The sequence below is a fragment of the Streptomyces sp. MI02-7b genome (genome assembly GCF_033793585.1).
Lineage (GTDB): Bacteria > Actinomycetota > Actinomycetes > Streptomycetales > Streptomycetaceae > Actinacidiphila.
Genome location: NZ_JARAWX010000018.1, coordinates 14962 through 35697, shown reverse-complemented (window position 1 = coordinate 35697; position 20736 = coordinate 14962). Strand labels below are relative to the sequence as shown.

Genomic DNA, 20736 nt, shown 5'->3' with positions numbered 1-20736 from the left:
GGGGCGGACTCTCACTGCCCCGCCTTCTCACCCTTCGGCCCCACGGCGAACCACGTCCCGCCGACGCCCTGACCGTTCAGGTCCCCGGGCTTGGTGTCCCCCGCGAAGCGGTAGACCGGCATGCCGCCCACCGTCAGCTGCACCTGGCCGTCCTGGCGGCGAATGGCGCCCACCTGGTCGCGGTCCACGCCCGCCAGGTAGACGTTGCCGCCCTGCTGGATGGTGACCGCGGGCCACTGGACGGCGCAGGCGTCGTTGCAGTGCGACTGCGTCGGGTCGGCGCTGTCCGGGTCGAAGCGGTAGAGCGCGGCCTGGTTGATGTTGATCAGATGCGGCGCCGTCAGCGGCGGCGAGGTGACCGCGGACAGCTGCACCCAGCGCGGCGGGCTCTCCTGGACGGCCGCCCCCACGACGGTGCCGCCGTTGCCGGTCAGCCCGGCCTGGGCGGCCGTCCGGTCGACGACCTGGAGCGCGGTGTTGCCCGCGGGCTGCGACGCGGCGGGAGGCGCCGCGGGCGAGGTCGCGGCAGGCGCGGAGGCGGCCGGGGCCGCCGGGGCGCCGGCGTCCCCGATGGTGATGGTCTTGCCGCACCCGGCCAGGCCCGCCACGCCGCACAGGACGACCGCGGTGGCGACGACCGCGCGGCGTACGGGACCGCGCGGGGCGGCGCCGGAGAAGTGGTGAAGAGAGGTCACCCCAGATACACGGGGCCGCGCGCGAAAGGGTTCACCCGTATTTCGCGGGTCTTCGCGGCAGCGGATCCTCACAGGTACCCGCCGGAAGCCGATTGAACTCCGCGGGCCGTCCCACCCGTGTGACCCGTGAGGCCGTAAGCGGCGGAGCACGAGGGGATCGACATGGCCCAGGACATCAACATACCGGGGGACGAATTGCGCGAGGCCCAGCAGATGCTGGACTTCGTGCACGACTTCATCGACATCGGGCACCACACGTTCGACTTCGACGCGGCCTTCGGCCCCGAGCTCTCCCACGGCTCGGCACAGCACTTCGAGAACAAGTGGGAGGACGGCAAGAAGCAGCTGCAGAAGCAGGTCAAGGGCATCCGGGACGCCATCGGGAGCATCCTGGACTCCTTCGAGAAGACCGACCAGGACGCCGCTGCGAACCTCGACGACGGAAAGAGTGGCCAGTGAGCACCGCGCACCGTTTCCTGCTCGACGTCCCCGACCTGTGGGACACCATCGACCTGAGCGGGGAGGAGCTGTCCAGGACCCGCGCCAAGGCGCTCGCCACCACCGACGACCCCCGCGAGAAGGCCCGGATCAACGACATGTTCCGGCAGGGGCGGGAGGTGAGCCGGGCCGCGCGGCGGCACGGGGCACTGCTGGCCACCGGCACCGCGACCCTCTACGGCGACGACCTGTTCATGGCCTACGGCATGGTCTTCGCCGTCACCACGCCCGAGGGCTCGGAGCTGACGCTCCCGGTGCTCTCCGCGCAGCTGGGGGTCTCCTCCGCGAACGGGACGGCGCCCAAGGACCGGGTGATCACCTCCGTGAAGGTGCCGCACGTGGGCACGGTGCCCCGGGTGACCGGCACCGAGACCACCCGGCTGACCGGCGACATCGACGTCGAGCTGCTGACGATGCACACGATGATGCCGGTGCCCGGACGTGTCGACGACTTCCTCGTCGTCACCCTGGCCAGCCCCAACCTGCCGCTGAAGAACGAGGTGTACGACCTCTTCGACGCCGTCACCGGCACCTTCCGCTTCCTGACCGAGGAGGGCGAGCCGCTGGTGCCCGTCGCCGGCGCCTCCTGAGCCGGACGGGTACGCGAAGGGCGGCCGGGACATCGCGTCCCGGCCGCCCTTCGTCCGTACCAGGCCGTCAGACCTCCGTGCCGGACAGCGGCACCTGCACCGCCCGCAGCGACCCGTCGCCGAGGTGGATCAGGCCGCGGCCGGGCTGCGGTGCCTGACCGACCACGCCGCGGGTCAGCTTGACGCCGATGACCTCACCGTCGGCCAGGCCCTGCGGCGACAGCAGCATGCCGGTGCGGTTGCGCTTCACCTGGCCCATCCAGCCCGCCAGGCTCAGTGCCAGCGACTCGGCGTTGCCCGCCGCCAGCACGCCCCAGCCGTTGCCCGCGCCGCCGCGGGCGAGCAGCGCCAGGTCGGCGTCGATGTCGGAGCCCATGAACAGTTCGGCGTCGTCCACGACGACCACCGCGTTGTCCTGCGGAATCGCCCCGAGCACCCGCCGGAACTCCTCGACCGTCACCTGGGAGTCGGTGATCACGGCCGCCACCCCGGTCCTGCCCTCCAGGTCGCGCAGCGGTGAGCGGCGCGGCGCCAGCAGGACCAGGCCCGTGCCCTCCGCCAGCAGCGAGTGCGCCGCGGTGAGCAGCACCGTGCTGCGGCCGGTCCGCGGGGGTCCGGCGACGACGAACGTGGGGACGTCGGCGAGGTCCGGGCCCAGCGCGGTGAGGGTGTCCCCGCCGACCGCGACCAGCGGGCGCATCGGGCCGCGCCGCGTGTGCAGGGGCAGCGCGTCGCGGTAGGCGATCCGGTCCGGCAGCAGGTCCAGGCGCAGCGGACGGCGTGCCTGCGGCACACCGGCCTCGCGCTCGGTGAGCGCCGTGCCGAGATCCGTGAGGAACTGCCCCTGCGCCGCGCCGGACAGGTCCCCGGTCAGCACCGCGATCTGGGCCTCCGCGAGGTCCAGGGTGCGGATGCCGCGCCCGGGGGCCGGGTCGCTCGGCGCCGACTTCGAGGGGACGCCGACCGACGAGTAGTCCTGGCGGTCGTTGAGCTTGAGGACGATCTTGTCCTCGGTGGTCCCGGAGAACCGGCTGGAGCCCAGCACCCGGTCGCCGGCCAGCACGACGTGGATGCCCACGCCCGCGCCGTCCCGCAGCAGCCTGATCATGCGCTCCATGAGGCTGCCGTTGTCGTACGCGGTGAACTCGCGCTCGTAGACCTCGAAGCGGTCGACCAGCAGCACGATGTGCGGCAGCCGCTCCCCCGCGGCCTGGCTGCGGCGCAGCTCGGCGAGGTCGGCGGCACCACGGGTGCCGAGCACGCCCTGCCGGGCGGTGAGTTCGGCGTTCAGCCGGTCCAGCAGCCGGCCCAGGCGCTCCACCTGGTTGCGGTCCACGACCGCGCCGCAGTGCGGGAGCGCGGCCAGCGCGTTCAGCGCGCCGTTGCCGCAGTCGATCCCGTACAGATGGACGTCGTCCGCGCCGTGCGCCTGTGCCAGCGCGGCGGCGAGCGTGCGCAGCGACTGGGAGCGGCCGCTGCGGGGCGAGCCGATCAGGTGCAGATGGCCCGCCCGGTCGATGTCGAACTCCAGCGGGGCCCGGGTCTGCCGTGCGGGCAGGTCCACCATGCCGTAGGCGACGGGCGGCAGTTCGGCCGCCCGCTCGCCGGCCGGCCCGGGCGCGGGCGGCGCCGTCCACTCCAGCACCTCCGGCAGCGCGGGCAGCCAGGGGCTGGGCTGCCGGGGCACGTCGGCCAGCCGGGCGGCCTGGGCGACGGCCGCGGTGAGGACCGCGAGGTCGGTGACCGCCTCGGACTGCGCCAGGCCCGAACCGCCGCCGCGGGAGCGGCCGGTCGGCAGCGGGCCGCCGAGCTCCCGCCAGGTCACCGCGTGGGCCCGCACCGGCACTTCGGTCCCCTCGGCGACCGCGCCGCCGGGCCGCCGGCCGCCGACGCGCCCGGACTGGAAGGGCAGCAGCGCGGACGGTCCGAGGCGCGCGTAGGCGCGTCCCGGGTTGGCGGGCGAGATGTCACCGGAGTCGGGAGCGTCGATGATGTCGCGGCTCTCGGTGGTGTCGGTGGTGCGCAGGGCGATCCGCAGATTGGTGTTGGCCCGGATGTCCGGGGTGACCGCACCCCCGGGACGCTGGGTCGCCAGCACCATGTGGATGCCCAGCGAGCGCCCGCGCTGGGCGATGTTGACCAGGCCCGAGATGAAGTCGGGCAGTTCGCGCACCATGGACGCGAACTCGTCGACGACCAGCAGCAGCCGGGGCAGCGGCGGCAGCACGTCGCCGCCGCGGGACCGCTTGTCGAGGTAGTCCTCGATGTCCTTGGCCCCGGCCTGCGCCAACTGGGTCTCCCGGCGGCGCAGTTCGGCGCCCAGCGAGACCAGGGCGCGTTCCACCAGGTGCGTGTCGAGGTCGGTGACCAGGCCGACGGTGTGCGGCAGGTCGGCGCACTCGGCGAAGGCGCTGCCACCCTTGTAGTCGATGAGCACGAAGGTCATCTCGTCCGGCCGGTTCACGACCGCGAGCGTGGCGACCAGGGTCTGCAGCAGCTCGGACTTGCCCGAACCGGTGGTACCCGCGATCAGCGCGTGCGGCCCGTCGCGGACCAGGTCCACGGAGAAGTCGCCGTCGTAGCCGGTGCCCAGGATCGCCCGCGTGCTGCGGCCGCCGAGCGACCAGCCGGCCACCACCGCCTCGGCGGTGGGCGGTTCGATGCCCAGCAGGTCCAGCAGCCGCACCGATCCGGGCAGCGCGCTCTCGTCGCTGTCCCCGACGCCGCGCAGCGGCGCGAGCGCCCGTCCGAAGCGCTCGTACCAGGCCGGCTCCGGGGAGTCGGTACGCACGCCCTCCAGGGCGGAGCCGGTACCGGTGCGCACCCGCGAGACGCCCTGGGAGGCACCCCCGGTGACGACGACCGCGCCGCACTCCTCGGGCAGCAGCCGCTCCTCGCGGTCGATGCACAGGGTGTGGACACCCACCGACGGCCCGTCGCGCAGCAGCGCGATCACACCGGGCAGCGAACGGGCCCTGCGGGCCTGCTCCAGCACGACCAGGATGTCGGGGTAGCCGTTGACGCCGCCCCGGACCAGATCCGGTCCGGCCGCCATGCGCGAGGTGACGATCTGGCCGAGTTCGCCGATACGGCGGGCCAAGGAGTCGGTGGTGCTGCCCACCAGCGCGTAGGCGTCCTCGCCCTGCGCCTGCGCGTGCGGCAGCCAGCGGGTCCACGACCACGCCGCCTCCCCGTCCGCCCCGGCCAGCACCACGATCCGCAGGTCCGCCGGGCTGTGCAGCGCGGCGGCCTGGGCCGTCATCCAGCCGGCCAGCCGCTCCGCGCCGGGGCCCGCCAGTCCGGCCACCCCCACCCTGCGCAGCGGCACGGAGACCGGCACCTGGCTGAGCGGCGGCACGGTGAAGCGCCGGTGCTCGTCCTGGGTGGGGTCCTCGACGCTCAGCGACGAGGGAAGATCCGCCGTGCCCACCCGGACGGAGAGGAAGTCGGGGTCCTGCCAGCGGCGTTCCCACAGCCGCTCGGACGGCCGTACCGCCATCTGCAGCAGCGAGGCCGGATCGGGCAGCGACAACCGCAGGCCGCGCTGTTCCTCCAGGACGGCGGACTCGATGTCCGCCCGCACCCGTCGCAGCGCGCCCTCGTACTCCTCCTTCTTCTCCAGGTACTTCAGCATCGCCTGCTTGCGCCCGCCGAACTGGGTGAACAGCGCGGCGAGCGGCGAGAGCAGGGCGATGAAGACGAAGACCCAGCTCTTGGTGACGAAGATGGCGATCGCGGCGCTGCCGGCGGGCAGCAGCAGGATCGGCAGCAGCGGGACGGGCCGCTTGTCGGGCCGGACGGGAGGCGTCGGCAGCCGGAACTTGCCGCCCGCGGGAGCGGGCAGGAAGCGCGGCGGCCGGTTGAACTCCAGGCCCAGGCCGTCGGCTGCCGGTGTCAGCGGCGCGGTCGCCGCCTCGCGCGACGCCAGTTCCAGCAGGGTGTCGCCGACGGCCAGCTGGCTGCCCTCCCGCCAGGCCGCACCGGGCTCCATCGGCTTGCCGTCGAGCAACGCGTCGGCGCCGGACAGCAGTTCCGCGCCGCCGTCGAGCCGCACCCGGATCTGGGCGGCGAACGCCGGGGCGTCCTCGGCCAGCCGGATCCGGCAGGTGGCGTCGCTGCCGAGGTCGTACTCGCCGGGCACCAGCCGGAAGACCGTGCCCGCGCCCCGCCCCGACACCAGCCGGATCTCGGTGCGGCCCTCCGGCTCGGGCTCCGCCGGCAGGGCGGAACCGAGCCCGAGGTCCATGCCGTCCCGCACCCCGGCGGCCTGCAGGGTGGCCTCCGGGTCGATCTCCCCGGCACCGATGAAGAGGGCGGGATCCCCCGTCCCCGCCCCGCCGGCCCCTTCGTGGTCGACGGCCCGCGCGAGCTCCGCCGCGAGACGGCCGGCCCGCGCGGTCGGCTCGGTCTCGACGACGACGGTGGTGGACACCCCCTCGACGCGGGGGTCACGAACGCTGACGTTCAAACGCACGATGCATCGTCTTTCTCACGAAGGGGCGGGACGGGGCGACGGGGTCACCGGCCTCAGCCGAGGTTGGAGCCGAGCTGGTCGTCGGTCTGGGAGAAGGCGTCGCCGACGGAGCGGACGTACTGCCCGATGCCCTGCAGACCCTGGTTGACCTGGTCGAAGCCCTTGGCGAACTCGTCGAAGAACGGCGAGAACTTCTGCTGGGCCGCGGGGGTGCTGTAGCCGTTGGCGAGCAGGTTGGAGATCTTGCCCTTGACCTCGCTCAGCTTGTCCTGCAGCTGCGAGAAGTCGTTGAGCAGCGCCTGCGAGGTGGAGGCGGTCTCGTCCGAGTTGACGCGGTAGTCGGGCATGTCGGTACTCCTTGCGTGATCGGGTGAACAATCCGTCCCTCCAGGGGACGGAGGTCTGTGGAGGTGCGGGTCCGGGCGGCGCTAGCGGCCGTCGGAGCCCGTCGTCCCGTCGCCCCCGGCGGGGCTGGTCGGGGCGGTGGTGAAGCCGTCGCTGCCGGAGTCCGAGCCGGACGGGGAGGTGGCCCCGCCCGGGGGGCTCGCCGGGCCCTGCGGGCTCTGCGGATTCTGCGGCGGGATGTCCAGCGGGGTCAGCGGCGGGCGCCCGGCGGCCGGGGAATCCGGCGCGGTGGGCGTGGTCGGGGTGGTCGGCGAGTCGGGCGCGGCCGGGGTCGTCGGGGTGGCCGGCGAGTCCGGCACCGTCGGCGAGTGCGGCGCGGCCGGGGTCGTCGGGGAAGCCGGCGGCGTGGGCGAGTTCGGCGTCGTCGGGGTGGCCGGCGCGGCCGGGGCGGTCGGCGAGTCCGGCACCGTCGGCGAGTGCGGCGCGGCCGGGGTGGTCGGCGAGTCCGGTGCGGGCGCCGCGGGGGGAGCAGCCGGGGGAGCCGGCGTGGCGGTGCCCGTGCCCGGGCCGGTGGAACCCTTGATCGGGATGCCGTCGGCGACGCCGTCGATCTTGCGTCCCAGCCCCGCGACACCGACCGGTCCCGCTCCCAGCTTGGGCGCGGAGTTGGCGATCTCCCCGGCCGCGACCTCGTTGGGGTCGCCGCCCTGGGCGACCCCGACACCGATCTTCGTACCGAGGGTCGCGCCCTCCTCGACAAAGCCGCCGACCTGGTCCGAGGCCCGCTTGCCGATCGAGTCGCCCAGCGCGGGATCGGTGGTGTCCCCGAACCGGCCGCCGCCCCCCGGCGGGACCGGCGCGTTGCCGCGCGCGGAACCGATCTTGCCGATGCCGCCCTTGAAGGCGGCTCCGGCGACCGCGCCCGCGGCGGCGCCGCCGAAGACGCCGGCCGCGGTGATCTTGTCGTGGTTGGCGGCCTTGGCGGCCGCCTCCAGCGCCGAGTTGGTCAGGAACTTGCCGGTGATGTCCACGGTCACCTTGCCCACCGGGTTGGCGAGCACCGCGCCGACCGCCTTGTTGGCGGTGACGGAGTCACCGACCTTGGTGATCGTCCCCGAGACCTTGGCGATGGTCCCCGAGTTCTTGATCGCGGCGACCGCGGCCGGGGCGATCGCCTGGACCGCCTTGCTGCCGAGCTTGAACAGGGAGGCACCGGGGATGATGCCGATCAACCCGGCCACGAAGTCACCGGCCTTGATGCCGCCCGTCTGACTCGCCACCACTTGGTTGAAGACGAACAACGCCCCGCCGAGCAGCGCGCCCACCACCGGGAAGAACACGGCCACCACGGCGATCAGCGCGGCCAGCAGGATCTGGACGAACGGGAAGTCCTTGAAGAAGTCGGCGATCTTCTGGAAGACGTTGCGCTCGGGGATCGCCTCCGCCGCCGCGCGGTCCAGCACCTCGGCGCAGGTCCGCTGGGCGGACTCCCGCATCTGCTTGGCCTGCTGGGCGAGCCCCTTGGCGGCGCCGAGCTCGTTGGTGCCCGCGTCGATCTCGTCCTGGACGGCGCGGGCTTGCGACTTCTCCTGGTCGGTGGGGTTCTCGCCGAGCGTCTTCGGGGTCTGGCCCGCCTTGGCGGCGGCCGAGCGGGCCTGGTCGACGGCGCGGTCGAAGGTGTCCTGCGCCTCCTGGAGGCGGGGGATGTACTCGTTGTAGGCACGGGCCGCGTCGTGGTACGAGGTCGCCGTCTTGTTCAGCTTGTCGGGAAGGTCGTCGCCGATCTTCTCCTTGAGCTGGTCCATGGCCGAGCCGCGGCCGCGGGAGATGGTGCCGTCCTTCTTGAGGATGTTCAGCGCCTTCTCGGCCGCGTCACCGACGTCCTGGTACCGCTTGACGACCCCCCGGATCAGTTCGGGATCACCCGGCGTCGGGTCCCGGTCGAGCCCCACGAGGCGGAAGTCCTCGTCGCTCGCGTGCCGGCGTCCCATCCGTGTCCCTCCCAGGTCCGTGTGCGTTGTCGCTTGCCACACGGCGCCCGCCGGGACTTGGTTCAGATCTCTTTCGAACCTTTTTCCCGCGGCGCTCCGTGTAGGGGGTGACGGAGCCGGGGACCGGGGACCGGCACGCACACGAGAACTTGGTGGAGACGATGAGAGACGGCGTCAGCGCCACACGGCGGCACCGGCCGGGGGCCGCGACGACCGCACCCGCCCACGGGAGGGCGCTGCGCCGCGCCGCGGCCGCGGTACTGCTGGCGCTCTGGGCCCTGTTCGCCGCGAGCGCCGCCCCGGCGAGCGCGGACGACCAGCTCGTGAAGGTGTTCGTGGTCCAGGACACCGGCACGACCGGGGGCGCCCCCGCGACCCTCGCGTCGGTCGCGGCGAGCACCCTGGGCGACCCCGCGCGCGCCGGGGAGATCTTCGACCTCAACCGCGGGCAGGCGCAGACCGACGGCGCCGCCCTCACCAGCCCGGACGAGCAACTGCACCCCGGCTGGATCCTGCGTCTGCCGCAGGACGCCTCGGGCCCTGATGTCCAACTGGCCCGGGACACCGCCGCCCAGAACGCCTCCGCACCCCCGGCCGCGACCGACCCCGGCGCTGGCACGGGCACGGGCACGGGCACGGGCGGCGGTGCCGCCTTCACCATTCCGCTGCCGGCCGCGATCGCGGTGCTGGGCGCGGTGCTGCTCGCCCTGGTGACCGCGGGCATCGTCGGCAGGCGCCGAGTGGGTGCCGCATGGGCCGCGGCGAAGCGTGCGGTGCGCCGGCTCGGCGATCCCGTCGCCCGGCGCCGCCGCCTGGCGCTGCGCCGTACGGTGGGCCGGCACTTCGCCGCCGACGCGGGCTCCGTGAGCCGCGCCTACGCGGCCGCCGCCGACCTTTCCGGCTCCGGGGACACCCCGGAGCGGCCGGTGCACGCCCTGCGCGTGGACAGCGCCGGGGTGACCGCGTGGCTGGCCCCGGGCGACACCCCCGGCGCCCCCTGGACCGCACTCGACGGCCCGGAGGGCGCACGGTGGCGCCGCACGGCCGACGCCGCGGCGTCCCGGGTCCCGGACGACCGGGCCTGCCTGGTGCGCGTCGGCGTCGACGCGGACGGCGAGCCGGTCTTCTACGACCTCAGCCGGCTCGACGGGGTCCTCAGCGTCACGGGTGACCGCGCCGTCGCCCGCGACGTGGTGCACGGCCTGCTCGAGGAGGTCGCCCGCAACCGGCCCGGCACCCCGGTGACCGTCCTGCGCGGCAGCGCGGACGCGTCGCCGCTGACCCTGCCGTCCGGCCTGCGCCAGGTGGTCCGCGTCGGGACCGAGGAGCGGACCCCGGTGTTCCCGGGGGACTCGGCGCCCGGGCCCCGCGGCACGGTGCGCGGCGCCGCCGCCCGCCGGCCGGTCAGGGGGCTGGTGGTCATGGCCGGCACACCCACCGGGCCGGAGGCCGCGGAACTGGCCGCGCTGTGCGGTCCCGGCGGGGCCGGATGGACCGGACTGGTCTGCGGCGAGGTCGGCGGCGCCCACTGGCGCTGGCGGGCCGGCGCGGACGGCGCGGTGGACATCCCCGTGCTCGGTGTCCAGCTCACGGTCCCGGCGTGAACGGCCTGCACGGCGTGTTCGCCGCGGTCACCACGCCGCGGCGCCGACCCGGCTGCGCAGATTGCTGAGCGCGTAGTGCTGCCGGGACTTCACCGTGCCCGCCGGGACGCCGAGTATCCGGGCCGTCTCCTGGACGGTCCTGCCGAACAGGTACGTGTGCACGAGCACCTCGCGGTGCTCGTGCGACAGGTGCCGCAGCAGGGCCCGCGTGTCGACCGAGGCCAGGACCGCGTCGGCGTGGTCGGCCTGGAGCACGTCGTGGTGGTCCGCGCCCACCGTCTCGTGACGGGAGCGGGCGCTGCGGATGTGGTCGATGGCCAGGTTGCGGGCCACGGTGAGCAGCCAGCCCCGGACGGAGCCCTCGTTGCCGTACAGCCGGTCGGTGTGGTGCCACGCCCGGATCAGGGTCTCCTGGACGACGTCCTCCGCCATGTGGCGGTCGCGCAGCAGGCGTTCCGCGTAGGCGAGCAGCGGTTTGCCGTGATCGGCCGCCAGAAGGGTCAGCAGATGTCCGGAGCGTGCCGCAGGGCGGACACCCGGAGCAGCGGCGAAAGTCATGGTCGGTCCCGGAAGGCACAACTCGTCCCCGTCAGCGCTCCCGGCTCTCGCGCCGGCGCCGCCGCACTGCGGGGCCGGTGCGCGGATCACCGAAGGACGGGGCGGGGCGGGCGCGGGCCGGACCGGGTGTGGGGCCCGGGGGCCGACGGGCACGACGGTTCGTGCCTGCTTCGGCGATGTTCCTGGCGGAAGCAGCGCGGGGCGCGATCATAGGCAGGCCCCGCTGCCGAAAAACTGACGTGATTCTGACGGCCGGCTCCGCGACCCCGCGGACCGGAACGCCGCGACGGCCCGCCGGGGCACCGCTGCCCCCCGGCGGGTCGTCGGCACGGCCCCCGGCCGGCGCGGGTGCGCCGCCGGGGCCGGAGCGGTCAGCCCTTGGCCGCCGGGACGGTCTTGCCGCGGTCGACCGTGATGTCCTGCTTGATCGCGAACCACACGCCCTTGACGTTCTGGCCGTTGGTGTCGCCGGGCTGGCTGTCGCCCTTGAAGGTGTAGCCGGGCCAGCAGTTGAAGGCCTCCTGCTGCGTGCCGTTCGGCGTGTTGAAGGTGAACAGTGCCGTGGGCGCCAGGCCCGCGGCCTTGGCGTCCGCGGCGGTGACCGGGGCGGTGGGGGTCCACTTCTGCAGGCAGGTCGCGTCGCACGCGGTCTTCATCGGCCACGGCTTGTCCTTGGTGAACAGGTACAGCGTCCGGCCGTTCTTGTCCTGGAGGATCTTCCCGAGCTTCGGGTCGTTCAGCACGCCGAGGGCCGGGCGCTCCACGCCTGCCTTCCAGCCGTCGGGCTCCGCGGCGTACCAGAGGCCCTTGACGCCCTGGCCGTTGGTGTCACCGGGCAGGCTGTCCTTGGCGAAGTAGTACAGCGGCTTGCCCGCGAGGGTCAGCTGCTTGGAGCCGTCGGTGCGGGTGATGGAGCCGAGCAGGTCCTGGTTCAGGCCCTTCGCCGCCTGGGCGTCGTCCGCGGGGACCGGCGGCCACTGCGCCGCGCACTCGCCCTCGCAGCTCGACGTGCCCGGCTTGGTGTCCTTGCTGAAGACGTAGACGGTCATGCCCTTGCCGTCCACGACGATCGTCTTGAGCTTGGCGTCGGTGCGCACCGCCAGTCCGGACGCCGCCTCCGTCACCGGCGGGGCCGACTCCGTGTCGTCCACGCTGGGATAGCCGGACACCGCGTTCACCACCGGCTGCTGCACCGACGCCGGGGCGGCCCCGGTACCGGTCTGCTGCCCGCAGGCCGTGACGGCCGTCAGCGCCAGGGCCGTACCGGTCAGGAACAGGGCGTTCCGCGCGTTCTTGTTCATCGCACTTCCTCAGGTCCACCAGACGTCCGCTCCGGGCCGGAGCTACGCCGCTATACACGGACCCGTGGCACCACTGGGTTCAGTTCGATGTCGCGCAATTTTCTGCGGACCCCCTCGGCGTCGGGATGACCCATGCCGTCCAGGATGGAAAGCGCCTGCCGCAGCGCGTCGGCCGCGGCGGTGGCGGCACTCGCGGCGAGGTGGGTGTCGGAGATGTGGACGAGGGTGTCGGCCTCCAGGTACGCGTCCCGGATCTCCCGGTACATCCGCAGCGCCCGCCGGAAGCAGTCCAGCGCCTCCTCGTGACGGTGCAGCCGGTGGTAGGCGCAGCCCAGGCTGTCCCATGCGGCGGCCTCACCGTTGCGGTCGCCGGTCTCCTGGTGGATGACCAGCGAACAGCGGCACTCCTCCACGGCCTTGTCGTACTCGCCGAGCAACATGTACGTCCAGCCGACCTCGTTGTGCACACTGGCCTCGCCGTTGAGGTGTCCACCGGAGCGGTACAGGTCACCGGCGAGCGCGTAGTGGCGCAGCGCGTCGGCATGCCACCCGTGCCGGTTGGACAGGAAGGCCCAGTAGCGGTGGACCCGGGCCTGGCCGCAGGGTTCGCCGACCTCCCCGAACAACTGCAGGGCGCGCAGCAGGTGTTCGCGCGCGCTCTCCCACCGTTCCAGCCGCCCGAGCGCGAAGCCGAGCGCCCGGTGGGCGTGCGCCTGGCCGAGGACGTCGCCCTGCCGCTGCGCCGCGGTGGTGGCCGTGGTCTGAGCGGTCCGCTGCTCCTGCCAGCGGCCGCCCCGGTCCAGGTACAGCTCCACGAGCACGGCCAGGCGCCAGCTGTGCGCCCCGTCCCCGTGCCGGCCGTCGTGCTCGATGACGGCGAGCAGCACCGACCGTTCGGCGTCGAGCCACTCGGCCGCGGCACGCCGGTCGGTGAAGCGCTCGGGGAGGGTGTGCGGGGCCGGGCGGCGCAGCGCGATCCGCTCGCGGTGCGGGGCGAGCGCGGCGTCGGCGGCGTGCGCGCTGTGCAGGTAGTGGTCGAGCAGCCGGGCGCAGGCCGCGACCGCCTCCGCCGGGGCGTCGTGCTCGCCGGCCAGTTCCGTCGCGTACGCCCGCAGCAGCCCGTGGCAGGAGAACCGGCCCGGTACGTTCTCGAAGAGCAGATGCGCGCGGACCAGCTCCGCGAGCAGGGCGCGCGTCTGCCCGGGACGCCGGGCCGAAAGGCTCGCCGCGGCGGCCACCGACCAGTCGGGACCGGGGTGCACGGCCAGCAGCCGGAACAGCCGGGCCGCCTCCGGGCTCAGCGCGTGGTACGACCAGGAGAAGACGCAGCGCGCGTCGCCGAGCGGCACCTCGCCGGTGAAGGCGTCGAGGCTGCCGTGGCTCTCCCGCAGTTCCTCGGCGATGGCGGACAGCGGGAAGCCCGGGTTCAGGGCCGCGCGGGCGCTGACGATGGCCAGCGCCAGCGGAAGCCGTCCGCACAGCGCGACGATCTCCGCGGCCGCCGTCGGCTCCCGGGCGACCCGTTCGGCGCCCAGCCGCAGGGCCAGCAGTTCCACCGCGTCCCCGTCGCCGAGCAGGTCCAGGGTGAAGGAGCGCGCCCCCTCGGCGGCCACCAGCCCCTGGAGCTGGTGGCGGCTGGTGACGACGGCCAGGCAGCCGGGCGCGGACGGCAGCAGAGGGCGGACCTGCTCGGAGTCGCGGGCGTTGTCCAGCACGACCAGGACCCGGCGGCCGGCCAGCAGGCTGCGGTAGAACGCGGCCTGCGCCTCCAGGCCCGCGGGGATGCGGCCGACGGGTGTCCCGAAAGCGTCGAGCAGGGCGCGCAGCGCCTCGGCGGTGCCCATGGCCGCACCCGTGAGGTGGAAGCCGCGCAGGTCGAGGTAGAGCTGGCCGTCCGGGAACCGGTCGGCGATCCGATGGGCCCAGTGCACGGCCAAGGTGGTCTTGCCGACCCCCGCCATGCCGCTGATCACCACGGCCTGCGCCGGTTCCGCGGGGCCGGACGGCAGCATCCGGGACAGCTCCAGCTCCGCACGTCTCCCCGAGAAGGCGGCGAGGTCCCGGGGCAGCTGGGCCGGGCGCAGCAGCTCGGCGCCCCCCGGGGCGTCGGCCGCGGGACCCGCGGCGTCCGCCGGGACTCCGTCGAGGACGGGCACCGGGTCCTGCGGGGCCGGCCGGACCACGGCCGTGCCGTCCAGCACCTTGTGCTGCGCCTCCCGCAGCTCGGGACCCGGGTCGAGGCCGAGCTCGTCGGCTATCCGGGCCCGTACTCCCTGGTAGACCTCCAGCGCCTCCGCCTGGTGCCCGGTGGCGGCCAGCACCTCGATCAGCCGGGCCTGCAGCACCTCGTCCAGCGGGTGGTGGGCGGCGGCCTGGCGCAGGGTGACGAGCACCCGCTCGGTGAGCACGGCGCCCGCCGCCGGCGCGTACCCGGCGGCCTCCTTCACGGCGATCAGGTGCTCGTTGTCCACCGCGGCGAAGACCGGGTGCGCCCGCACCTCCGGCGCGATGCCGGAAGCCGTCGGACCGCGCCACATCCCCAGTGCCTCGACCAGGAACCCGGTGGCCCGCGCCCGGTCGCCGTGCAGCGCCACCTGCTGCGCCCTTGTGCGCAGCGCCCGGAACCGCAGCAGGTCCAGCTCGTCCGGCTCCACCTCCACCCGGTAACCGCCCGCGTCCCGCACCAGGCGGCGCGAGGCGGTCCCCGACGGCAGGTCGGGTTCGAGCAGCCGGCGCAGCGCGCCGACGTGCCGGTGGACGACGTTGACCGCGGTCGTCGGGGGCTCCGGTCCCCAGAGGGCGTCCAGGATCGCGTGCAGGGGCACCGGTTGCCCGCTCTGGGCCAGCAGCAGCGCGAACAGGGCCCGCCGCTTCGGAGGGCCCAGTTTGACCTCGGCTCCGTCCCGCCAGGCACGGACCGGCCCGAGGATCTGGAAACGCACCACCACCCGGCCAAGCTTGGCATGCCCGCCGGGCTGCGTCGCCCGCGACCGCGAAGCACCGGCCGCGGGCCCTGCGGGCGGGGTCTGTGCCCGCGACCGTTCCTTTGGCATGATCCCTTCCCATCGCACCCGCTGTTCGAAGGGATCACGCGGTGATCGTCACCGTCACGCTGAACGCCGCCCTCGACGTGACCTACCGCGTCCCCAGGCTGCGTCCTCACACCACCCACCGGGTGTCGGAGACCGCCGAACGCCCCGGCGGCAAGGGCCTGAACGTCGCCCGTGTGCTCGCCGCGCTCGGCCACGAGGCGGTGGCGACCGGCTTCGCGGGCGGCCCGGCCGGTGACCGGCTGCGGGACCAACTGGCCGACGTGGACGGCGTGACCGACGCCCTCGTGCCGATCTCCGGGACCACCCGGCGCACGGTCGGCGTCGTGGACGGGGCGGGCGGCGGCACGACCATGTTCAACGAGCCCGGCCCGACGATCACTTCGGAGGAGTGGACGGCCTTCCTCGGGGTCTACCGCAAGCTCCTGGACGACGGCGCGCGGGCCGTCGCCCTGTGCGGCAGCCTGCCGCCGGGACTGCCTGTCGGCTGCTACGCCGACCTCGTGCGCGACGCGCGGGGCGCGGGCATACCCGTCCTGCTCGACACCAGCGGCGAACCGCTGCGCCGCGGACTGGCCGCCCGGCCCGACCTGGTCAAGCCCAACGCGGGCGAACTGGCCGGTCTGACCGGCGCGTTGGAGCCCCTGCGGGCCGCCCGGGACGCCCGGCGCCGCGGGGCCCGCGCGGTCGCCGCCTCGCTGGGCCCGGACGGCCTCCTGGTCCTCACCGAGGACGGCTCCGTCCTGCGGGCCCGTCCGCCCGCGCCCGTCACCGGCAACCCGGCCGGCGCGGGCGACTCCGCCGTCGCCGGCCTGCTGTCCGGTCTCGTCGAGGGCCTGGACTGGCCCCGCCGGCTCGCCCGTGCCGTGGCCCTGTCGGCGGCGACCGTGGCCGCGCCGGTGGCGGGCGAGTTCGACCACGGGACGTACGCAGACCTGCTCGGCCGGATCGCGGTCACCCACGCGGAGGAGGAACCGCGCTAGGCCTCCCGGACCGTCGCGCGGCGCCCCGGCGCGTCAGCCCTTGTGCTGGCCCGCCTCCACCCACACCCGGTCGAGGTAGAAGTTGCACTGGTTGCCCGCCTCGCAGGACAGCGCCACCGTGTTCTCCCCCTTCTTCAGCGCGATGTAGCTGAAGGAGTTGGTCCAGGCGTGCTCGTAGTCACCCGGCTTGGCGTGCGACCAGTTCGACAGGCTGATGGGCCGTGCCTGCTTCGAGCCGTTGACCGTTATGGTCGCGTTGCCGTCCGCGCCGGGAACGGTGTAGTCGACGAACAGGGTGTACGCGCCGTCCTCGGGCGCGTCGAACTTCCACGTGACGGCGGCGCCCACGGTCTCCATACCGGCGACGTACTTGCCGCCGGCGGACTTGGCCCCGGGCACGTCCGTCGCGATGGTGGCGCCGCCCGACAGGGGCAGGCTCGCCGCGTCCGTCTTGCCCGGCAGCCCGCCGCCGGCGTCCTCGCTGGCGGCGGAGGACGGCTCGTCGCCGCCGGTGCCCGCGGCGGCGGTCGGCGACGGGGAGTTCCCCGCCTTCGCGTCACCGTCGGACCCGTTGGCCATGGCGACGCCGATGCCGATCGCGACGGCCGCGACCACGGCGACGGCGCCGATCAGCAGACCCTTGCTGTTGGGGCCCGTGGACCGGGAGGCCGCCGCACGGCGGCCGCCGCCGGGACCGGCGGGGGCGGGCTGCGGCATGGCCTGGGTCGCCTGCGGCTGCTGGCCGTACCCCGGCTGCTGCTGCGGGGGCTGCTGGCCGTAACCGGGCTGCTGGGGCCGCTGCTGCTGTTGCTGCTGTTGCTGCTGCTGGGGGTAGCCGTAGGCGGGGGGCTGCTGCTGCTGGCGGCGCTCGCCGACCCGCTGGACCTGGTTGTACGACGTGCGGGGCACACCCGGCTGCGCGACGGGCGACTGACCTGCGTCCTCGCCGTCCTGCCGGTACAGATACCCGAAGGGGTCGTCGTTCCCGGGCTCGGGGGCGCCGTTGTTGCCGGCCGTCATCCGCTCTTCACCTTCCACTGCCTATCGCTTGCACAGCACCTATCAGTGCCGGGAGACCCGGCATAAGGGGGTGTGCTCTCCGGATGGCCAATGTTCATGATCGATTCAACCGCGGCTGTCGCGGGCGGACACATCCCTGCCCCGGGTACCCTACCGGTCCGCGAAGAGCGACCGCGGATCGCGAACCCTCCGAGATGGGCCCATACGGTGGAGCCGTGACCGAAGACACAACCGGGGACCGGCCCGGGGACGCGGGCGGGTGGACGGGGTGGCGGGAAGCCACCGAGCGGGCGCTGTACGGGCCCGCCGGCTTCTTCCGGCGCGAGCGTCCGGCCGCCCACTTCCGCACCTCCGTGCACGCCTCGCCGCTCTTCGCCGGCGCCGTCGCGGAACTGCTCCGGCGCGTCGACACCGACCTCGGGCACCCGCCGGAGCTCGCGTTCGTCGACGTCGGCGCGGGCGCCGGAGAGCTGGTCAGGGCGGTCCTGGAGACCCTGCGGGAGCCCCGGCTGCGGGTCTGGGCGGTCGAGAAGGCGCCGCGTCCGCCGGGTCTGGACGAGCGCGTCGTGTGGTGCGCGGAGCCGCCGCGGGGCGTGCGCGGACTCCTTTTCGCCAACGAGTGGCTGGACAACGTACCGGTCGACGTCGCGCAGACGGACGCGGAGGGTGTCGCCCGGTACGTCCTGGTACGCGCCCGCGACGGGGCCGAGCGGCTGGGCGACCCGGTGGCCGGCGCGGACGCCGCGTGGCTCGACCGCTGGTGGCCGCTGACGGGCGCGGAGGAGGGGACGCGGGCGGAGATCGGCCGGTGGCGGGATTCCGCCTGGGCGGACGCGACGGCCCGCCTCGACGCGGGACTCGCCGTCGCGGTCGACTACGGGCACGTGGCCGGCGCCCGTCCGCCGTACGGGACGCTCACCGCCTTCCGCGAGGGCCGCGAGATCTCCCCCGCCGTGCCCGACGGCTCCAGCGACATCACCGCGCACGTGGCCATGGACGCCTGCGCCGCCGCGGCCGGCGCCGGGGCCGTCCTCACCACCCAGCGCGAGGCCCTGCACGCCCTCGGCGTCACCGGCGGCCGCCCCCCGCTCTCCCTGGCGTCGACCGATCCCGCCGGCTACGTCCGCGCCCTGGCCGCCGCCGGCCAGGCCGCCGAGCTGACCGCCCCCACCGGCCTCGGCGGCTTCCTCTGGCTCAGCCTGCCCGTCGCGCCCAACCGGCCCGCACAGCGGGTGGGACGGGTGGGAAACTAGGCGCATGACGGAGACCACGATCGGGATCGGCGGCGCCGCCGAGGGCACGGACATGGTGCTGAACATCGGCCCGCAGCACCCCTCGACGCACGGCGTGCTGCGGTTGCGGCTGAAGCTGGACGGGGAGCGGATCAGCGAGGCCGAGCCGATCGTCGGCTACATGCACCGGGGCGCGGAGAAGCTCTTCGAGGCCCGCGACTACCGCCAGATCATCATGCTGGCCAACCGCCACGACTGGCTCTCCGCCTTCTCGAACGAACTGGGTGTCGTCCTGGCGGTGGAGCGCATGCTCGGCATGGAGGTGCCGGAGCGCGCGGTGTGGACCCGCACCCTGCTCGCCGAGCTGAACCGGGTGCTCAACCACCTGATGTTCCTCGGCTCGTACCCGCTGGAACTGGGCGGCATCACGCCGATCTTCTACGCGTTCCGCGAGCGCGAGGACCTACAGGCGGTCATGGAGGAGGTCTCCGGCGGCCGCATGCACTACATGTTCAACCGGGTCGGCGGCCTCAAGGAGGACCTGCCGAACGGCTGGCACGGACGCGCGCGCGCCGCGGTGGCGCAGGTGCGCTCCCGCATGGGGACCTTCGACGACCTGGTGCTGGGCAACGAGATCTTCCGCGGCCGCACCCGTGGCGTCGGGGTGCTGCCGGCGCGGGACGTCCACGCGTACGGCGTCAGCGGCCCGATCGCGCGCGCTTCGGGCGTCGACTTCGACCTGCGGCGCGACGAGCCGTACCTGGCCTACGGGGAGCTCCAGGACACCCTGGAGGTGGCGACCCGCTCCGAGGGCGACTGCCTGGCCCGCTTCGAGATGCTGCTGCACCAGACGCACAACGCCCTGGACCTCGCGGACGCCTGCCTGGACCGGTTGGCCGAACTGCCCCCGGGCCCGGTCAACCAGCGGCTGCCCAAGGTGCTCAAGGCCCCGGAGGGCCACACCTACGCCTGGACGGAGAACCCGCTCGGGCTCAACGGCTACTACCTGGTGTCCAAGGGCGAGAAGACGCCGTACCGGCTGAAGCTGCGCTCGGCGTCCTACAACAACATCCAGGCGCTGGCCGTGCTGCTGCCCGGCACCCTGGTCGCGGACATGGTGGCGATCCTCGGCTCGATGTTCTTCGTCGTGGGCGACATCGACAAGTAGGGCCGCGCAGGGGCACTGCGCCACTACGAGGAGGACCGGAACTACGAGGACTGGGCGCGCAGCTCGCTGAGGTCGAGCTGCTCGGTCTCGTCGTGCACGGTGAGGTCGATGACCTCGGCGCCCGCCTCGGCCGCGGCGCCGGACTGCAGCGCGGCGCGGGCGGCGAGCGCCTCGTCCCCGACGACGTCGGCGAGGTCCGCCTCCGCGGCCCCCTCCGCCCCCGGCGGCAGTTCCTTCGGCTGGCCCTTGGCGTTCTTGGCCGTGCCGAAGAAGTCGAACCCGCCCTGGGCACGGGAGGCCTGCTTGTGCGGCTTGGCGTACGGAAGGACGGCCGCGGCGACGGCCGGCAGCGCCTTGGGCTGGCGCACCGGCAGGGCCGGGTTGCCCGCGGGGCGCTCCAGGACGCCGCTGGTGGCCGTGGAACCGTCCGCGGCGGCGTGCCGGCCGTGCTGCTCGTCGGAGTCCGTCACGTCGCGGCGGCGGGCCTCCTCGACGGTGGCCGCGGCCTGCTGGCGGGCGGCGTTGCGCGACAGGTCCTTGAGCGCCGTGGCGGCCCGCAGATAGGCGGTGGGGCCGAGCGCGTTCGCCGGCACCGGCAGCGCGGAACCGGCGGCCTGGCGGGCCAGCACACGGCCGTCCTCCAGGGCGCGGGCGCGCTCGGACTCGGCGGTGGCGTAGCGGCGCAGCAGATCGGCGTGCTCGGTGCGCAGCCGGGCCAGTTCGGCGCGCTTGCCGCGCAGTTTGTTCTCCAGCTTGCCGCGCAGATCGCGGGAGTCCTCGAGGTCGACCTCCAGCTCCGCGATGCGCTCGTCGGCGCGCCACTCGTCGCGCACGCGGGCGGTCTTGAGGTCGGCGACCTGCTTGCCGGCCGAGCGGTCCCAACTGCGCAGCAGGAAGGCACCGGTACCGGCGGACGCCGCCGCCGCGAACACGAGGACACGGAGCAGCGCCGGATCACCGATCGCCAGCGCGCCGAGCGCGAGGGCCGCGGCGGAACCGGCGACCGTCACGGGCGGCAGCAGCCTGTGCAGCGGTTGGGAATGGCGGTGGCGTCCACGTGGCATGCCAAGGAACTTAGCGTGCCCGTGAGTCGCATGGGGCTCCGCCTTCCGATTTCTCACTGAACATACAACGACAAATACGGAGGGCGTCCGCGCCGATACCATGCGTTGCCCCCCGGCCCTCCGCGGAGGAATTCCGCTCCCGCCCGGCACCACGGCGGGCCCT

At 74.3% G+C, this 20736-nt stretch carries 15 protein-coding genes; 6 read left to right on the top strand and 9 right to left on the bottom strand.

Annotation, left to right across the window (positions count from 1 at the left end):
• Positions 1-11: 11 nt before the first annotated feature.
• A complete protein-coding gene (locus PV364_RS26970; protein ID WP_319662932.1) occupies positions 12-695 on the bottom strand; it encodes a hypothetical protein in 684 nt (227 codons plus the stop codon).
• Positions 696-857: 162 nt separating this feature from the next.
• Between PV364_RS26970 and PV364_RS26965 the strand changes: the two genes are divergently transcribed.
• A complete protein-coding gene (locus PV364_RS26965) occupies positions 858-1154 on the top strand; it encodes a hypothetical protein (protein WP_319662931.1) in 297 nt (98 codons plus the stop codon).
• Positions 1151-1783, top strand: coding sequence for a hypothetical protein (locus PV364_RS26960; protein WP_319662929.1), 633 nt, complete (start codon positions 1151-1153; stop codon positions 1781-1783). Before PV364_RS26965 ends, PV364_RS26960 begins: the two co-directional genes overlap by 4 nt.
• A gap of 67 nt (positions 1784-1850) precedes the next feature.
• Here the strand turns inward: PV364_RS26960 and PV364_RS26955 are convergent, their stop codons facing one another.
• From PV364_RS26955 to PV364_RS26945, 3 genes are all read right to left on the bottom strand, one after another.
• The gene (locus PV364_RS26955; protein ID WP_415924613.1) at positions 1851-6251 is read right to left on the bottom strand and encodes an FtsK/SpoIIIE domain-containing protein; all 4401 of its coding nucleotides are present in this window, start codon (positions 6249-6251) and stop codon (positions 1851-1853) included.
• 59 nt (positions 6252-6310) lie between these two features.
• The gene (locus PV364_RS26950; RefSeq protein ID WP_319662927.1) at positions 6311-6604 is read right to left on the bottom strand and encodes a WXG100 family type VII secretion target; all 294 of its coding nucleotides are present in this window, start codon (positions 6602-6604) and stop codon (positions 6311-6313) included.
• An 81-nt stretch (positions 6605-6685) separates the two neighbouring features.
• A complete protein-coding gene (locus tag PV364_RS26945) occupies positions 6686-8593 on the bottom strand; it encodes a putative T7SS-secreted protein (RefSeq protein ID WP_319662926.1) in 1908 nt (635 codons plus the stop codon).
• A gap of 161 nt (positions 8594-8754) precedes the next feature.
• Between PV364_RS26945 and PV364_RS26940 the strand changes: the two genes are divergently transcribed.
• The gene (locus tag PV364_RS26940) at positions 8755-10197 is read left to right on the top strand and encodes a hypothetical protein (RefSeq protein WP_319662925.1); all 1443 of its coding nucleotides are present in this window, start codon (positions 8755-8757) and stop codon (positions 10195-10197) included.
• 27 nt (positions 10198-10224) lie between these two features.
• On the opposite strand, the gene PV364_RS26935 is transcribed toward PV364_RS26940, so the two are convergent.
• The 3 genes from PV364_RS26935 to PV364_RS26925 all read right to left on the bottom strand — a co-directional run bounded on the left by PV364_RS26935 (position 10225) and on the right by PV364_RS26925 (position 15004).
• On the bottom strand, positions 10225-10755 hold the full coding sequence (locus tag PV364_RS26935) for a sigma-70 family RNA polymerase sigma factor (RefSeq protein WP_319662924.1): 531 nt from the start codon (positions 10753-10755) through the stop codon (positions 10225-10227).
• A gap of 371 nt (positions 10756-11126) precedes the next feature.
• A complete protein-coding gene (locus PV364_RS26930; protein ID WP_319662923.1) occupies positions 11127-12056 on the bottom strand; it encodes an SCO0930 family lipoprotein in 930 nt (309 codons plus the stop codon).
• Positions 12057-12106: 50 nt separating this feature from the next.
• Entirely contained in the window at positions 12107-15004 is a 2898-nt protein-coding gene (locus tag PV364_RS26925; RefSeq protein WP_319662922.1) for an AfsR/SARP family transcriptional regulator, read from the bottom strand.
• Between the two features lie 146 nt (positions 15005-15150).
• On the opposite strand from PV364_RS26925, the gene PV364_RS26920 reads away from it, so the two are divergent.
• Positions 15151-16089 (top strand): 1-phosphofructokinase family hexose kinase, encoded by a 939-nt coding sequence (locus tag PV364_RS26920; protein ID WP_319662921.1) that lies wholly within the window; start codon positions 15151-15153, stop codon positions 16087-16089.
• A gap of 33 nt (positions 16090-16122) precedes the next feature.
• Here PV364_RS26920 and PV364_RS26915 read toward each other — a convergent pair whose 3' ends face one another.
• Positions 16123-17109: a carbohydrate-binding protein gene (locus PV364_RS26915; RefSeq protein WP_319662920.1), complete on the bottom strand. Its 987-nt coding sequence runs from the start codon at positions 17107-17109 to the stop codon at positions 16123-16125.
• Positions 17110-17303: 194 nt separating this feature from the next.
• Between PV364_RS26915 and PV364_RS26910 the strand changes: the two genes are divergently transcribed.
• Positions 17304-18362, top strand: coding sequence for an SAM-dependent methyltransferase (locus PV364_RS26910; protein ID WP_319662919.1), 1059 nt, complete (start codon positions 17304-17306; stop codon positions 18360-18362).
• Positions 18363-18366: 4 nt separating this feature from the next.
• The gene (locus tag PV364_RS26905; RefSeq protein WP_319662918.1) at positions 18367-19509 is read left to right on the top strand and encodes an NADH-quinone oxidoreductase subunit D; all 1143 of its coding nucleotides are present in this window, start codon (positions 18367-18369) and stop codon (positions 19507-19509) included.
• Between the two features lie 41 nt (positions 19510-19550).
• Here PV364_RS26905 and PV364_RS26900 read toward each other — a convergent pair whose 3' ends face one another.
• Positions 19551-20573, bottom strand: coding sequence for a hypothetical protein (locus PV364_RS26900; protein ID WP_319662916.1), 1023 nt, complete (start codon positions 20571-20573; stop codon positions 19551-19553).
• Positions 20574-20736 lie beyond the last annotated feature (163 nt).

Excerpts from the sequence above, each read along its gene's own strand:
- PV364_RS26965 (WP_319662931.1), top strand. The coding sequence starts at position 858 with ATGGCCCAGGACATCAACATACCGGGGGACGAATTGCGCGAGGCCCAG.
- PV364_RS26950 (WP_319662927.1), bottom strand. The coding sequence starts at position 6,604 with ATGCCCGACTACCGCGTCAACTCGGACGAGACCGCCTCCACCTCGCAG.
- PV364_RS26945 (WP_319662926.1), bottom strand. The coding sequence starts at position 8,593 with ATGGGACGCCGGCACGCGAGCGACGAGGACTTCCGCCTCGTGGGGCTC.
- PV364_RS26940 (WP_319662925.1), top strand. The coding sequence starts at position 8,755 with ATGAGAGACGGCGTCAGCGCCACACGGCGGCACCGGCCGGGGGCCGCG.
- PV364_RS26935 (WP_319662924.1), bottom strand. The coding sequence starts at position 10,755 with ATGACTTTCGCCGCTGCTCCGGGTGTCCGCCCTGCGGCACGCTCCGGA.
- PV364_RS26930 (WP_319662923.1), bottom strand. The coding sequence starts at position 12,056 with ATGAACAAGAACGCGCGGAACGCCCTGTTCCTGACCGGTACGGCCCTG.
- PV364_RS26915 (WP_319662920.1), bottom strand. The coding sequence starts at position 17,109 with ATGACGGCCGGCAACAACGGCGCCCCCGAGCCCGGGAACGACGACCCC.
- PV364_RS26910 (WP_319662919.1), top strand. The coding sequence starts at position 17,304 with ATGGGCCCATACGGTGGAGCCGTGACCGAAGACACAACCGGGGACCGG.
- PV364_RS26905 (WP_319662918.1), top strand. The coding sequence starts at position 18,367 with ATGACGGAGACCACGATCGGGATCGGCGGCGCCGCCGAGGGCACGGAC.
- PV364_RS26900 (WP_319662916.1), bottom strand. The coding sequence starts at position 20,573 with ATGCCACGTGGACGCCACCGCCATTCCCAACCGCTGCACAGGCTGCTG.